8 protein-coding genes are annotated in these 15802 nt (G+C 44.7%); 5 read left to right on the top strand and 3 right to left on the bottom strand.

Annotated elements, in window-relative coordinates:
* Positions 1-28 precede the first annotated feature (28 nt).
* Positions 29-571 carry a DsrE family protein gene (locus GMES_RS10250; protein ID WP_039987192.1) on the bottom strand — a complete coding sequence of 181 codons (543 nt, stop codon included), beginning with the start codon at positions 569-571 and terminating at the stop codon, positions 29-31.
* A gap of 82 nt (positions 572-653) precedes the next feature.
* The gene (locus GMES_RS10245; protein WP_226990284.1) at positions 654-2252 is read right to left on the bottom strand and encodes a M28 family metallopeptidase; all 1599 of its coding nucleotides are present in this window, start codon (positions 2250-2252) and stop codon (positions 654-656) included.
* 304 nt (positions 2253-2556) lie between these two features.
* Here GMES_RS10245 and GMES_RS10240 point away from each other — a divergent pair, with 304 nt between their 5' ends.
* The 5 genes from GMES_RS10240 to GMES_RS10220 all read left to right on the top strand — a co-directional run bounded on the left by GMES_RS10240 (position 2557) and on the right by GMES_RS10220 (position 12380).
* Entirely contained in the window at positions 2557-3720 is a 1164-nt protein-coding gene (locus GMES_RS10240; RefSeq protein WP_039987191.1) for an efflux RND transporter periplasmic adaptor subunit, read from the top strand.
* Positions 3721-3728: 8 nt separating this feature from the next.
* Entirely contained in the window at positions 3729-6941 is a 3213-nt protein-coding gene (locus GMES_RS10235) for an efflux RND transporter permease subunit (protein ID WP_006992597.1), read from the top strand.
* A 239-nt stretch (positions 6942-7180) separates the two neighbouring features.
* Positions 7181-10555 carry an nSTAND1 domain-containing NTPase gene (locus GMES_RS10230; RefSeq protein WP_006992596.1) on the top strand — a complete coding sequence of 1125 codons (3375 nt, stop codon included), beginning with the start codon at positions 7181-7183 and terminating at the stop codon, positions 10553-10555.
* A gap of 96 nt (positions 10556-10651) precedes the next feature.
* Positions 10652-10984 (top strand): DP-EP family protein, encoded by a 333-nt coding sequence (locus GMES_RS10225; RefSeq protein WP_006992595.1) that lies wholly within the window; start codon positions 10652-10654, stop codon positions 10982-10984.
* Positions 10985-11300: 316 nt separating this feature from the next.
* On the top strand, positions 11301-12380 hold the full coding sequence (locus GMES_RS10220; RefSeq protein ID WP_006992594.1) for a PLP-dependent cysteine synthase family protein: 1080 nt from the start codon (positions 11301-11303) through the stop codon (positions 12378-12380).
* Positions 12381-12637: 257 nt separating this feature from the next.
* On the opposite strand, the gene GMES_RS10215 is transcribed toward GMES_RS10220, so the two are convergent.
* Complete coding sequence (locus GMES_RS10215) at positions 12638-14839, bottom strand: hypothetical protein (RefSeq protein ID WP_006992593.1); 2202 nt, start codon at positions 14837-14839, stop codon at positions 12638-12640.
* Positions 14840-15802: the final 963 nt, after the last annotated feature.

Raw genomic sequence — 15802 nt, 5'->3', positions numbered from 1 at the left:
TATAGACGAAGGTAAAGACTAGCTTTAATTAAAAAGGATTTACGTAATACCCTTTTTGATTCAATAACATATGAGCGGTCATGGCGGATAGCACCATATCAACGCCATCGATTAAGTCATCGCGGTCAATCTGATGATAATAAGCCGATTGCCCACACAGCATGATTTGCACACCATTGGCTACCAAGGTGCTCAGTAGTTCAGCATTTGGATTGGATTTGCCATACTTCTGCTTATAGGCCTTCGCATTGAGTAATTCGTTGCTAGCACTGCCATGCATCACCATAGCGAGGTGTAAATTTTCCTGCGGCACGCCGTTCGCAACGTGCATATTGATAAAACGCGCAACCGTATCAATACCGCGATTGAGCGTTCCCTCTTTTCCTGCTTGGTCTATATCAAAAGTCAGTTTAAATACTGTGTCTTTTGGTAATATAACGTCCTGATTTACTGGCGCATGTTGCCCATAACCAAAAATAACGGGGCCATCTGCGAAGCCTTCTGCAAGCGCGTTCCCCCAACTGACAATGCCAATTATGGCTAAGACTACAAACGTTAATTTACCCATCATTTCTCTCTATTTATCGCACGGTTTTATACGTACTTACATTAATTTGCGCTAGTTAGCATCATTAGGCTAATTGTTACACAGATTACTTGGCTAAGTCAGCTTCACGGCTCGCCTTAAAGTCAGATGCCGTCTTCCACTTCGGCCAGTCTCTCGAGTTTGCTAATGTCGCGGTAATATCGACCATTAACTTAATATCTTGCTCTACGCCACCCAGTGACCAATCAGCTGAAAAATCATCTGCTGCTTTATGGTATTTATGAGCAATGTAATCAGGATCCGTGTCCCCTAAACTCATGAACAATAAACTCGGTACACCCTGTTTCGCCATTGAGAAGTGATCAGAACGGAAAAATAAACCGTTTTGAGGTCTAGGATCAAGTTTAACGCGCCGCCCTTGAGCTTTGGCTGCCCGCGCAAGGTAATCTTCCATGTCAGATAGACCCTCACCGTATTGCAGAATGTAATCCACTTTATCCAACACATTCATACCATCGATGTTAAGCAAGGTAACCATGTTCTTGGTAGGGATGATATCCCCTTTTGAGAATTGCTCTGAGCCAATCAAACCTGTTTCTTCTGCGGTGAAGTTAATAAATAAAATGGAACGTTCGAACGGCTTAACATCATGTTGCGCCTTGAGCATACGCGCCATTTCTAATGTGCCTGCTACGCCAGAGGCATTGTCTACCGCGCCGTTATAGATAATGTCGCCGTCAGGGGTTTGCTTGGTGCCGAAATGATCCCAGTGTGCGCCTACCAATACATATTCGTCTGGGTATTTACTACCGGTAATGGTTGCCAGTACATTGTGTGATGTCGCTTGGCTAATGGTGTTTCTAAGACGCAAATTGGCGGTTTGCTGCAACGTCACCGGGCTAAAAGTGCTCTGCAATGCTTTTTTCTTAAGTTGTTGATAGTTGAGGCCTGACTGTTCGAACACTTGCTCTGTTGCGGCCAACTGTAACCAGCCCATAATAGGTAACTTGGATGTATTTTGCTCGTTGTCAACCAATGTATACTTGCTACCAGTATTTGAGCTTTCTACCACACTCCATGGGTAAGCTGCTGGGGCAGTTTCATGCACAATCAGCACGGCTTTTGCTCCCTGACGAGCTGCTTCTTCATACTTGTATGTCCAGCGACCGTAGTAAGTCATCGCATTGCCAGTAAACAAACTTGGATTCTGTGTGGCAAAGCCTGGGTCGTTAACTAACACAATAACCGTCTTGCCTGTCACATCCACATTAGCGTAATCGTTCCATTGATACTCGGGTGCGTTGATCCCATAACCGACAAATACTAATTCAGAATCTTTGAGGGTTATCTGTGTGTTCATCTGTTCTGTGCGCGCGGTGAAATCGCTTCCCGCGATAAAAGACAACTCACCTATTTGTAAGCGCATGTTTTGGTCAGGCGTAATCTGCGCCATGGGCACAGGCTGTAGGTATTGTGCAAAGGGTGATGACTGCTGTGCATGTGAATTCCCGCCCTGTAACCCCATAGCTTGATACTGCTTGGCTAAATAGTTAATCGTTAAGGTCTCTCCCTCGGTTAGAGGGCCTCTCCCTTGAAAAGTATCAGAGGCGAGACTTTCAATATGATGTGCCACGCTGGTGAGATTAACGTTTTGCTCCTTATCTTGGGCACTTAGCGAGAAGGGCGCTAGAGCGAGGCTCAGCATAGCGCTTGCTTTAACAAGTTTGTAAAACTTATGATGTAAAATTGAGCAGTTCATATGTTAGGTCCGGTCAAATGCACTTCACCGATAGAGCAAAGTTAACATGTTAATTTTACTAAAATTGCAGATGAAATTAACGCTAATTTATAGGTAAAAAAAAGAATAAGTAAATAGGAATGACAGATGTTAACCGATATACTTTTGTTTACAATTAGAAGTACTCGTTGAATGAAAAGTATAACTACTATTCAGGCTCAACAACTCATTATAATAATAACGAAACACACAAATAAGGTTTTTCCCCCCAATGAACAATAGATGGATGAAGGTTCTACTCCCCTTTTTAGCACTTATCGTCGGCTTCGGTGGAATGACGTTGATAGAAGTCAGCGCCTCAGAAGACGAGAAGAAAGAGCTTGTCGATACACGCCCTACTATCACAGTAGAAACTGCCCACGCAGAAGACTATCAGGTCGTCATTTCCAACCACGGTGAAGTGCAGCCCCTTGAGCGCACCATGATTTCAGCACAAGTATCAGGCGAAGTAATTAGCTGGCACCCCAGCTTCGTAGCAGGCGGGTTAGTTCTGCGCGGTAGCGTGTTATTCAGCATTGAAAAAGATGCTTATGAAGCGGCACTATTACAGGCAGAAGCCAATGTCAGTTTGGCCCAGTCCCAATTAATTGAAGAAAAAGCCCGTGCTGACGTTGCCGAACGAGAAGCGAGAAGCCTTCCAAGCAGTAAAGTGTCTGACCTGTATTTGCGTAAGCCACAATTGCTTAGCGCTCAGGCAAATTTGAAATCGGCGCAAGCCAGCCTAAAAATCGCGCAGCGTGATTTAGATAACTGCGAAGTTATTGCCCCCTACGATGCACTCGTGATCAGCCGTAATATCGGTGTCGGCCAATTTATCTCTCAAGGTAGCTCTGTTGGCGAAATATATAATGTTGAAGCGGCTGAGGTCATCTTCCCCATCGCTGGTTTTGACCGCGAGTTTTTACCCGACGACCTAGCAGAAAAAGAAGCCAAAGTTGTGACCAATGGTTATAGCCCAATTGAGCGCACCGGATTAATTTCACGTGATTTAGGCGTAGTGGATCAAGCTACGCGCATGAGTCAATTAGTGGTTCGGGTAAACGACCCATACAGCCTGAAAAGCAATTTGCCTGCGCTAAAATTTGGTAACTATGTTCAGGTTAGTTTCCCTGGACGCACCCTAGAGCACATTTATCGCTTACCTCAAGCGCTGGTTAATAACCAGACGGTATGGATAATGGACAAAGACAGCAAGTTGCAACCTAAGAAAGTCGAAATTCTTCGCGAGGAGGGCGAGTTCTTACTTATCAGTAAAGGTATTTCTGATAACGACAGTATTGTAACAACCCTACCTGAATACCCGCAAACAGGTATGGAAGTAAAAGTCAGTAGTGAAAAATCAGCCAGCGAGCTAACCGCTCACAAAGCGAAATAGGAGAAGGTATGTCTACAGAAGATTCCGCTCCTCGCCCTGATGTCCCCCATGAAGACCCTGAGCTACCAAACCCGTTTGAGCCCAAGCAAACGGGTTTAATCGCGTTTTTTGCCAATAATTCGGTAGCTGCCAACTTGATGATGATTTTCATCATTATTATGGGAGTGTTTAGCTACTTTACGATCCAGCGCCAAATGTTTCCGAACATTGAAATTAACTACATTAATATCAGTGCTGTGTACCGTGGTGCCTCGCCCCAAGAGATCGAAGAAAGTATTTTGATCAAAATTGAAGAGTCCTTAAAAGATATCACAGAGATCAAGAAGGCCACTTCAAGGGCTTTCCGTGGTAGTGGCCGAGTAACTTTAGAAATACAGGAAAATAAAGAACTCACCGATGTGCTCGATAAGGTAAAAGCGCGGGTTGATAGTATCGCGACCTTCCCTGCAGATATGGAGCCCCCTGACATTTCACAAATTGAGTTCCAACAAGATGTGATTGAAATGTCACTCGTGGGTGATCTGCCTATTACGCAGCTAAAACCTATCGCTAAAAAAATTGAAGATGAACTGCTTCAACTCAGTAATATTTCACTGGTGAGCGTGGATGCACCAGAAGATGAAATTGCGATTGAAATTCAGCCCGATGTATTGCGCAAATACAATCTAACCTTAGGAGATGTGCAGCTCGCAATACAAAATTATTCAGCCAATATATCCGCTGGCGAGCTTCGTACTGATTCAGGCATAGTCGCCGTTCGTGTTGAAAACCAAATGTACAACGGCGACGAGTTTCGCAGGATCCCCATAAAAATTAGTGAAACAGGTGCTAAAGTCTATTTAGGCGACGTGGCCACCATTGAGGATGGATTTGAAGAAGGTCAGCGTTACTATAAATATTCTGGTGTAAACGCCATTTATATGTCGGTAAAGGCCACCAAAGATCAAAGCACCATTCCAGTTTCAAAAACCGTAAAAGAATATATTGAGATGCGCAATAAGACCTTACCCACAGGCTTGCAGCTCAAAGTCCTGGTGGATATGACTTACTACCTCAATGCGCGCCTAGACATGATGCTTAGCAACTTGTTCCAAGGGGCTATTTTGGTAGCAATTATGCTCACCATCTTTTTACGTTTTAGGCTCGCTTTTTGGGTAATGCTGGGCCTTCCTGTGTGCTTCTTAGGCGCCATCATGATGATGCCGGTTTTTGGTGTCACGATTAATATCCTGTCACTTTTCGCATTTATTATGGTGCTAGGGATAGTGGTGGACGACGCCATTGTCATTGGCGAAAGCGCGTACAGTGAGATAGAAGAAAGCGGTGGTGGCGGCGCAGAAAGCGTTATTCGTGGTGCGAAGCGCGTGGCAACGCCTGCCACGTTCGGCGTACTGACCACCATTGCAGTGTTCGCCCCCGCCTTGTTTTCAACCGGCCCTGAAGGTCAGTTTTTCTACGTAATCGCCTGTGTGGTCATTTTATGTCTGGTCTTTAGCCTGATAGAGTCAAAACTGATCCTACCGGCTCACTTAGCCCACATGAAGTTTACCCCAGTGAAAGAAACGAGTTGGCGTGCCCGCTTTAACCAACGCTTCTTTGGTTTCGTAAACGGAAAATACAAACGCTTTGTAGAAAGATGCACCGAATGGCGCTGGTTCGTTTTTTGTATCTTTATTGCTGTGCTGGTTATCAGTTGGGGCTTGGTGTCTGCTAACTACGTACGCATGATACCGTCTCCCAAGGTGCCTCATGACTTTCCGGGTATCTCGTTTGAAATGAATGAAAACGTGCCAGATGAAGCGGTAATCAATGCTTTGATCACCATAGAAAGTATGGTCATCAACGTAGACAAACAAATCATCGAAGAATACGGCAGTTCGATGATGCGCGATATAATGGTGTTTAACCGTGGTCGCACTGAAGGTCGGGTACAAGTTCCCCTAGTAGACGAAGATGACCGTCACTTTGACGCGTTTGAGCTTGCTAGGCGTTGGCGCGAACAATTACCTGAAATTCCAGGTATGAAGTCAATTACCATCATCGATGATATTAATGGCGGCGGCAATGACGACGGTGAATTTGGTTACATGCTATTTGGCAGTGACATAAATACCTTAAACGCTGCGGGGCGTGAGTTTATCTCAATGTTGCAGCAAACAAATGGACTGTTTGATATCAGTTCGTCAATCGATCCCGCCAGTAAAGAAGTACAAATGCAACTGCTGCCTGTGGCTTACGACTTAGGCTTAAACCTAACCGACATTGCGCGCCAAGTTGGAGCCAGTTTTTACGGTGGTGAAGCCCAACGTGTAATCCGTGGCGGTGACGAAGTGCGCGTAATGGTGCGCTACCCCAAGCTAACCCGAGAACGTTTTGCAGAATTAAAATATGCGGTTATTACCACGCCAGCTGGCAGAGAGGTCATGCTTGGTGATGTGGTGAGCCTAACCGAAAAACCGGGCATCAACTACATACGTCGCGAAGGCGGATACCGAAGCGTATATGTGTTTGGCTCAATTGATGAAGAAGAAGTAGAGCCAAACGAGGTAGTGGCTACAGTAGAAGAAGATCTCTTGCCACTACTTAAAGAAAAGTTCCCAGGGGTAAAAACCGAACTAGGTGGCACCATTGAAGAGCAGCAAGCACAGCAAAGTCAGCAGCTTATGTTCTTGGTGGCAGGTTTAATCATGGTGTACATCCTGCTCGCTGCACCTCTTAAAAGTTACGGTCAGCCGCTTATAATCATGTCTGTTATTCCCTTTAGCTTAACGGGTGCCATTTGGGGCCATTTCTTGTTTGGTATAGACCTAAGCATGATGTCGACCTTCGGCATTATCGCCGCCGCAGGGGTGGTAATAAATGACAGCCTCGTCATGACAGACTTTGTCAATCAGCAACGTGCTATGGGCGTTCGCATTAAAGATTCAGTGGTTAACGCTGGTTGCGCTCGCTTCAGGGCTATCACCCTGACATCAATAACCACGTTTGCCGGTGTATTACCAATTATGTTCGAAACCAGCCTACAGGCACGGTTCGTTATTCCGATGGCTGTGGCGTTGGGGTTTGCGGTGATGTACGCGACTATGGTGACACTTATACTCGTGCCTTGTTTGTATTTGATACTCGAGGATATTAAGAATATTTTCAAAGCTATTTTTGCTGCAATTGGCCGCTTGTTTAGCCGTAAGCGCCAGAAGCATCAAGCAATAAAGAATAGCTAACTTCTTAATAGTAAAAAGAAAAAGGCGCCTTAAGGCGCTTTTTTCATCTCTGCTCTTAATATTTCATAAACACGACCGATACCCTTAGCGACTAGACGTTAGTAGATGCTAGAGACACTAAAATAACGTATATTCTTTAACCACAAATAAAAATAAAACGTCATACTTCAAGATATGAACTTGAGGTGCTCCATTGCTGATTTCAGTGCACTGGCTGAATGAATGGGTAAAATAAGAACGTGAACGCAAAAAAAATATCCAATATATTCTACATTGGCGACTGGCAAGTCACGCCTCAGACCAATTGCGTGCGCGCGGGCGACACCGTCACTCAGCTTGAACCGAAAGCCATGGATGTATTGCTTTTGCTGTGCCAGCAACGCCGAGATAATGGCCACGAACACGCACTAAGTGCCGATGACATTGCCAGTCAATGCTGGGGCAGCGAAATCGGCGACAACCCAGTTCACAAGGCCATTACCCAACTTAGAAAAGCCTTTAGCGATAAACCTAGCACGCCCAAATATATCGAAACCATCCGTAAGCGCGGCTATCGCATCGTTGCTAAGCTCGACTTCCCGGATCAAGCGTTAACCAACGCTACCCAACAAAGCACTAACGACTGGCAAGGTGGCTCGCCTTTTCCAGGGTTAAGCGCCTTTGAGCCTGATGAAAGCGAGGTGTTTTTCGGTCGCAGCGCACAAATCACTACCTTGCTCACTCGGGTATCAAAGCTAGTCGATGCGAAACACGCTTTTTGCTTGGTACTTGGCCCAAGCGGCAGCGGCAAGTCCTCGTTAATCAATGCAGGGGTATTGCCCCGCCTGACTCATCAAAACGGCCATGACGGCATAGGTGTCGTCAGTTATACCAGTGTGGATTTTGCCGATGTCAGCCAGTCTCGACTCTTCATTGATTTGGCGTCCTCAATGCTCGACTGGGACGTTAATGATACTCCTGTGTTTGATGGCCTAAGCGCAGAAACATTAGCTGATATGCTGCAGAAAGACTCCTCGCAAGTAGCCGCACTATGCAACAAGGCGCTAGCCTCTATTCAGCAGCAAACGCCAGCTAGTCGTTACGCAAAACCCCAGCTATTTTTATTTATTGACCGTCTAGAAGTCTTACTTTCATCCCCTGTATTCAATGATGATGAACGCAAACACTTTTTAAAATGCCTTGATACCTTAGCAACATCAGGAAGCATTTTAATCTTCAGTGCCTGTCGCAATGACTTTTACCCGCTCGTCGTGGCGTATCCCAGTTTAATGGCGGGCAAAGACCAAGGCTCGCATTTCGATTTACTGCCACCATCGTCAAGTGAACTCAGTCAAATGATCCGCTTACCCGCTAAAGCCGCAAACCTCAGCTGGACAAACGAACCCAATAGCACCACCTCTCTGGATGAGATTTTATGCCATGAAGCAGTAGATCACCCAGATGCCCTGCCCATGTTGCAGTACACCCTACAAGAATTGTACGAGCAACGCAGCACTAACAACGAAATGCAATACTCGGTATATCGCAAATTAGGCGGGATCGAAGGCGCAATCGGTAAAAAGGCCGAAGAGATTTTTCTTCAGCTTTCCAAAGATCAACAAGCACAACTGGAATACATCCTCTCTTTACTCGTTACGTTAACCCCAGATGGTGAAAACATCACTAGCCGCGCAGCTCGTTGGTCACAACTAGACGACAACCCGATCACACATTCGAGCCAACATGAACTCGTACAGGCCATGGTGGAAAGTCGCTTACTGGTATCACACCTGCAACACGGTGAGCCCTGTTTCAGCTTGGCCCATGAAGCCCTGTTACGAAAATGGCCAAGAGCCAGCAACTGGATAAACGAGCACAGAGACGCCCTAAGGATCAAAAGCCAATTACAGCAATTAGCTGGTCGTTGGCAATTTGAGGATAGAAACAAAGCGTATCTACTCCCAGAGGGAAAACCCTTATTAGAAGCGGTTAACCTGCAAAAAAGCGCCGTGTTTAAGCTTGATGAAGAAGAGTGTGCCTTAATCAAAGCATCGCAAAAAAGTGGTAATGTAAAACGCTGGTTAAAACGCACCACTGTGACCTTACTTTGTGTGCTCACCTTTACCGCCCTGTTTATGAGCGTAAAAAGCCAACAAGCAGAAAATTTAGCCCAGCAGAAGCGCTTAGAAGCCGAAAGTCTTTTAGGGTTTATGGTCGGTGAGTTCGCTGACAAACTGCGCAGTGTAAAGCGCATGGATTTACTCGATGGTATTAGCAACAAGGCCTTAGAGTATTTTAGCCAACAAGATGAAGAGGTCGCAGAGTCAATTTTTCCGTCTTTAACCAGCACTGAGCAAAATTTTAAAACCCGCTTTCAGCATGCTCAAACCCTAGCTGCTATGGGTGAAGTGGCCTATTCGCGCAATAAAAACGATGAAGCCAAACAGGCCTTTGGAACAGCCCAAACGATTCTAGACAAACTATATAAAATACAACCCGAGAACAGCGAGCTTTTAAAAGCCCTAGGTGCGAACGCATTTTGGTTAGGGCAATTGGCCTCTGACAAGGCAGAGTTCACCTTAGCAAAGCCGCATTTTGAGGAATATCTGTCTTACAGTAAATTGATAAACCAGCTAACGCCCAATAGTGATGACGCTAAACTTGAGCTTTCGTATGCCTATCTAGCGATTGGTGGTATTAATAGTAAGCTGCAAAAGCTAGATGAAGCTAGAGGGGCGCTGGAAAAGGCGTTAGCGATTCAGTATGAGCTAACCGAAGATTTACCCCAAACTAACATGTCACATTTGGATATTGCAGATACCTTGGAGTGGTTAGCAGAAACAGAAGAGCAGTTAGGATACCTTGAACAAGCAGTTCAAACTCGTGAGAAAGTACAGCATATTATTAATAATTTATTAGAGCCCAATAGCGGTAATGGTAACTTAATAGAAAGCATCGCCTATTCCTACTTGAATAACGCCAATGTTTTATATTACCTAGGACATTATACGGCGGCAAATCAGGCTGCCGTATCGGCGAAAGTGAACTTAGATACTCTATTGATGCAGGATCCTTCAAATGAAGTTTGGCAAGTTGACTTGTTCCGAGCACATGTATTTGAGCTTTACCTAATGGCTTTAGTACATAAAGCGCCTGATAGCCAAACGATAACCTGGACTGACTTTCAAAAAATAATATTCAGAGCCAAGAAGTTTCATGCTTTGATTGCCATTGTTATCAAAAGTTATCAACTTGGCGGTAATTGGGATTTAGCCGACAGTGCTATCCAATTAGCAAAATCAAAGTTAGAACAGTTGTTAAGTGAACGGCCTGCAAACCAGTTACTGTTGACCGCCTTAAGCAATGTTTATTTATTAGCAGCAAAACAAGATGAGCACGCACAAAACCAGGTGGGTGCTGCATCTACAAACAATGTCACTATCAATACCCATTCCGAGAAACGCCAAGCCTGTCAGCAGGCAGCCAACTTGTTGCGCCCCATTGTAACGGATAACAGCAGCTACGAGGTATTGCTGCCCTATGTGCAAGCCCATGACTGCTTACAACAGCAAGACAAAGTTAGGCCGTTCATTGATAAATTAGCACTGATGCAGATAAAAAATTATAGTTTTTAGTTCACCATAACGTTCAACCAAAAAGGAAGGAAAAATGTTCCCACAAATAAAAAAATAAAATCCCGAGTATTAGCGAGTCAAGGATGCGAGCCCGTAGTGCAGTTTTACGATAGCGAGCAAAAAAGCTGGGATGAAGAGATTGTGCTCGATTTTAACCGCTCAGGCATGGCGATTTTCACCCTAGATACCGATGACAGCGCAGACCCTTATATATTTTTTGGGGCCTTACAAAAAACCGAAGATGGCTGCAACCCAGATACTAATTGGGATTTTATGATAAATGGTGCCGGTAACATTATTTGCTTTAATAATGATTGCCAAAGTGCGCAAGATATTTCCGTTAGATTGACCTTAATTCAGCGCGGCGACGATGAGTTTGCCAACGCTATTATCAGCGCCGACCCGAAATTCAAAAACCGCCCTGACTAATTTTATAAGGTGAAACCTACTACACAGTAGCTTGGCTATATTCACTGATTACAGATAGATAAAAAGCTGAGCTCTTTATCAATGATCTATATAAGCGCTCTGCAAGAGCGATTACATAGTAGATTTGCAAAGAGCATCCGGCGTTTCTGTATTGGCTGTTCGAGAAGTAGCATGACATTCGGCATTCGGCTCTTTGCTTTTTCTTTCAGCAATCCCCCAACCTATTAGCATAACCATGACATTATCTTTAGTTACGCATTCACTCCACCGTGCCTTTGGGCTATCGTAGTGCAAAAGCAACGGTCAGATTACAGTCATGAACCTTCCAACTGAAAAGAAAAAGTGGTTAGCCGCGGCATTAACCATTATTAATGCTGATTTTAATCGCTCATCCGACACTCATTTAATCAAAGTCGACTTACCCTGTTTTGTTGACGTGTCGCTGTACCTCAAGGATGAATCCACCCACCCTACAGGAAGCCTAAAGCATCGCTTAGCGCGTTCGCTATTTTTATATGGTTTGTGCAACGGGCTAATTCATCAAAATACCACCATTGTTGAGTCATCATCTGGCAGTACTGCCATTTCTGAAGCGTATTTTGCGCGTTTACTTGGCTTACGTTTTATAGCCGTTGTGCCAAAAAGCACGGCGAGTGAGAAGATAAAACAAATTGAATTTTATGGCGGCGAGTGTTTTAAAGTTGAGCCCAGTGACCTTTACGCTAAAGCGCAACAACTTGCAGACGAATTAAATGGTCACTACATGGATCAATTTACCTACGCAGAACGAGCTACTGATTGGCGAGGCAACAGTAACATCGCCGAAAGTATTTTTGCTCAGATGGCCATGGAAACACATCAAATCCCCAGTTGGATTGTAGTGAGTGCGGGTACGGGTGGCACCTCAGCCACTATTGGCCGCTATTTACGCTATAACCCTGCATTACACCTTAAGACCCAGTTAGCGGTTGTCGACCCTGATAATTCAGTCTTTTACGACTACTACCGAGACCGTGATAGTGCTATCAGTAATAATAAGGGCTCTCGCATTGAAGGCATTGGCAGGCCCAGAGTTGAGCCCTCCTTTTTGCCCGACGTGGTAGATCACATGATCCAGGTACCGGATGCAGCATCAATTGCTACAATTCGCTGGCTTGAAGGCGTACTGGGTCGAAAATGTGGTGGCTCCACTGGTACCAACGTATATGGTGCTCTTAAGCTTATTGCCCAGATGATAGAGAATAAACAGCAAGGCAGCGTAGTCAGCATGATCTGTGACGCTGGCGAGCGCTATCTAAATACTTATTACGATGACGAGTGGGTAGCACAGCAGCAATTAGATTTAGCCCCTTATACCCAACAACTCGAAAACTTTATGCTGGCCGGTAAGATGTAGCCTTTATATCAATTCCATTAAATTTTCGCTGAGTGGCTAATTATTAAATGGAGTTGTTATTTAACAAACAATCGGCAATTCGTTATTCACTTAGCCCAGCGCGCTGTTATCCGCGAAGAGGTATCGTAATTAGGTGTCAACGCGGGCACTTATAATCTTTCTAGATGGGAAACACCTGCCAATAAAAATGGCCCGTATCAAGCTTAGATAGGGACCATTTTTATTCATGGAAAAAGGCTGTAAATTGCTGAGTTTATCTACATTCCTGTGCTGTCGTTATTTAACGATATCACTTTGGTTTTGCTGATTTTATGACGATAAATCTCGCGTAAATACTTGATCGCTTTTTTCACACTATCCCGACTTAAGCGAATATCATTTATCGACACGAACTTGTCTTTTTCGCGGATCAACTCACGATACTTTTTCTCATACATTGGCTTAATAGCGTACCAATTAGTATCAAGAATTTTTGCCGGGTTTTCGTGCTCTTCAAGCATGGCATCTAAGGCGTCTTCATCGAATGTTTCCCCGCGAATAAAATCAAGCATAGCCTGATCGAGTTGCTCATCGAAACGATAGTTGTCTTTGGCAAAACAGCGTTTGATGTACGCCACAATAAGAGTCAAAAAATCATCGCTTAAGCACGGGCTTTTTACTACCAGCGTCGTCAGCGAAATATTCGCCGATGCACCGATAACCAATGCATAGCGCTTTAATGTGGTATTAGGAAACAGTGCATTCAGGTGGGACTTTAAGCGGTTCAAGTCCATATACGACAGCTTGTAGTCTTTAGGCAAAGATATAATCGAAACCACTGATGAACAGTTCTTGAAAAAGTGTAAATCTTTGAGGTGGGTCGCGTCATAACCGCTTTTAACGTATTCACTTAAACGCTCACGATAGCGAGTGGATTCAATAGGCAGTAAGCTTATCCCTTCAATCGCTTGGGTCACTTTATTGAAGTGAGGTAGGTCTATAGAACGAAAGAACAGATCGTCTATGTCGAGATCATTTGCACCTCTATCAAGAATTTTGATTTTATCCACTGCAGAAACGCTTTCCACAGGGACCACAGATTCAGCGTAAGCTAGCGCAACAGGCCCAGCCAAGCTCATAAACAGATCGTTGGCGTCTAAACGGATGGTTTCCCCTATATCGATACCTGCCCGGCGGAAGTAATTTTCGTCGTAATCTGTTGTCACCGCTTGAGCGGTTAAAATATTAAATATTTGCTGAGAAATATATTGGTTCGCATGCTTTTCCATGGCGTTCACATCTATGTATTGAATGCCGCTATCATCTGTTTCCTCAGCATAGCGCATGATGTCATTGGAAATGAGCATCATGGCGTTCCAAGGGCGAATACGATGCATAGCGCTAGCGTCACTGCTGTCTTCTTTATCAAAGTTATAAGAGAAGTCCCATTCCTCTGCCATGTACTTACATAGTAAGCGGCCTGCATTGATATGTAGCGCTTCTGACATCTCTACACCGTGATCAGATATATTGGGTAAGATACAAATACCGCTGGTAAAGATTGGCTCAAACACAAAAGAATGCCCGCGGTTATCTTCACTTTCATTTACCGCTCTGGTTTCAAATGTTTTACTCATATAAGCATATTGCTGTGCTAAACCAAACTCAGACGCCATTCCAGAGCCGGTGCCGCCACCGGCGCTAAATATGTAAAAATACAAGCGAGACTGATTCGCTTTGATGCCACATGAATCAATCAGGTATGAATGAATATATTTCCAATCTTTATTGGCAAACCGCTGAGTATCTTTATTAAGAATAATTTTTGCCAAATACTGACCGAGGATCGGTGCGTTACCCGCACCGCCAGCGTGCACTTCAGACAAATCCATGATTTTCATCTTGGTATATTCTTGTAGGAAACTCGCTTTTTCGCCCTTATTAGAAAAGCGCACTCGACCTTCAATGTCTTTGTCTAAATCCCCGAGCATAACTAAAGGCTCGATTAAAAAGACCGGCTTTACATCTTGCCCACTAGACAAGTGCAAGCCACGTTTTATCCAACGCATAGGGCGGTACTCTTGCTCCCTCGATTGGCGCTCTTCGTTTTCAAATTCATTCAGATAAAAATTACGCGCGTTATATACCAACGAGGCCACATCTAAGGCGATATTCGAACCACATCGCCCTAAACCAATGAGACACACAGAAGGAAAGTTCTGCTGGGGTCCAGACTCGATATCAGCATCTGGATTAATGACAGGAAATACGCTTTTGCGTAAGGCATCTATATTCGTGAGAATTTTATCTAGATCCCGTTCTGTAAAGTACATGTATGGGTCAGTGACTAAGGTATCGCTCGTTGAGGGGGGGCTTGGAGCAGACTCACTTGTTGCTTTTTTAACATCAGGCTTTTTTTCGGTAACCTGCTCGGTTGTTTTATCAACTGACGGTAAATCCATTTGTGTTTTAGCGGTCATAGTGTATTTCCTGTATCAACAAGACAGCGCTTGCTCAACGCCCATTTAATATCGACTTTTTTATTTGATACCATTTAGTAGATGGATTTGATCCGAATTGCAAGGCATTTAGTGCAGGTTACTCTATGTAAACAAGCGCTTAACTGCATTTTTAACGACAGTCCCCGCCATGACTAACTTAGAAGGTTAGGATGAAAGTTATAAAAATTCATATAAAGGTATGCACACAAGATACCCATAAAAGTTGAAACCTCAGATAGCCATCTCAGATAATACCGTTCAGCATCAATAAGTGACCACTTAGAATGCTTCCAGCGCTTTTTGACAAGGTTTCGCCAGCATCATTGTGCGTAGCTTTGCCCGTCTGAACGGGCTGCAAGGATACTGCACTGGACTCAGTTACAGGGAAGTATGACGTCTAGCCGTCTACTACGTTAACAAGCTTTGGAATGTGATTGTGGCTACAGTTGATTTTCTGTAGCGCAGAAACGAAAAAAGCCACCCGGTTAAGGTGGCTTGATTCTAAAGCAACGCAGTTGGCGCATCGGATGCCGCGCAGCGCGGCTGTCGCAACGCGGTTGCCGCATGGGGGTGAAAGCGGGGCTCTTAGGAACGCAGTTCCTGCCGCTTGAACGGGCAGCATGGATGCTGCACTGGAGGTAGCCCCATGGATGGGTGAAGACGAAGCTCTCTGGAGCGCCGCTCCAGCCGTTTGAACGACCGACATGGATGTCGGGCTGGACTCAGCTACAGGGAAGTATGACACCTAGCCGTCTACTACGTTAACCAGCTTTGGAATGTGATTGTGGCTACAGTTGATTTTTCTATAGCGCAGAAACGAAAAAAGCCACCCGATTAAGGTGGCTTCATTCTAAATGGGAGTCTGGGTAAGGCTGGTGTCTTTAGTTGCGCAGCAACATCCAGCCGCACGACACGCTAGGGAAGGCGTGGCTGGGTGCGCTT

It is taken from the genome of Paraglaciecola mesophila KMM 241 (genome assembly GCF_000315015.1).
Classification (GTDB): Bacteria; Pseudomonadota; Gammaproteobacteria; order Enterobacterales; family Alteromonadaceae; genus Paraglaciecola; species Paraglaciecola mesophila.
Note: the sequence above shows the minus strand (reverse complement) of the source record. Positions and strands in the feature narration are given on the sequence as shown.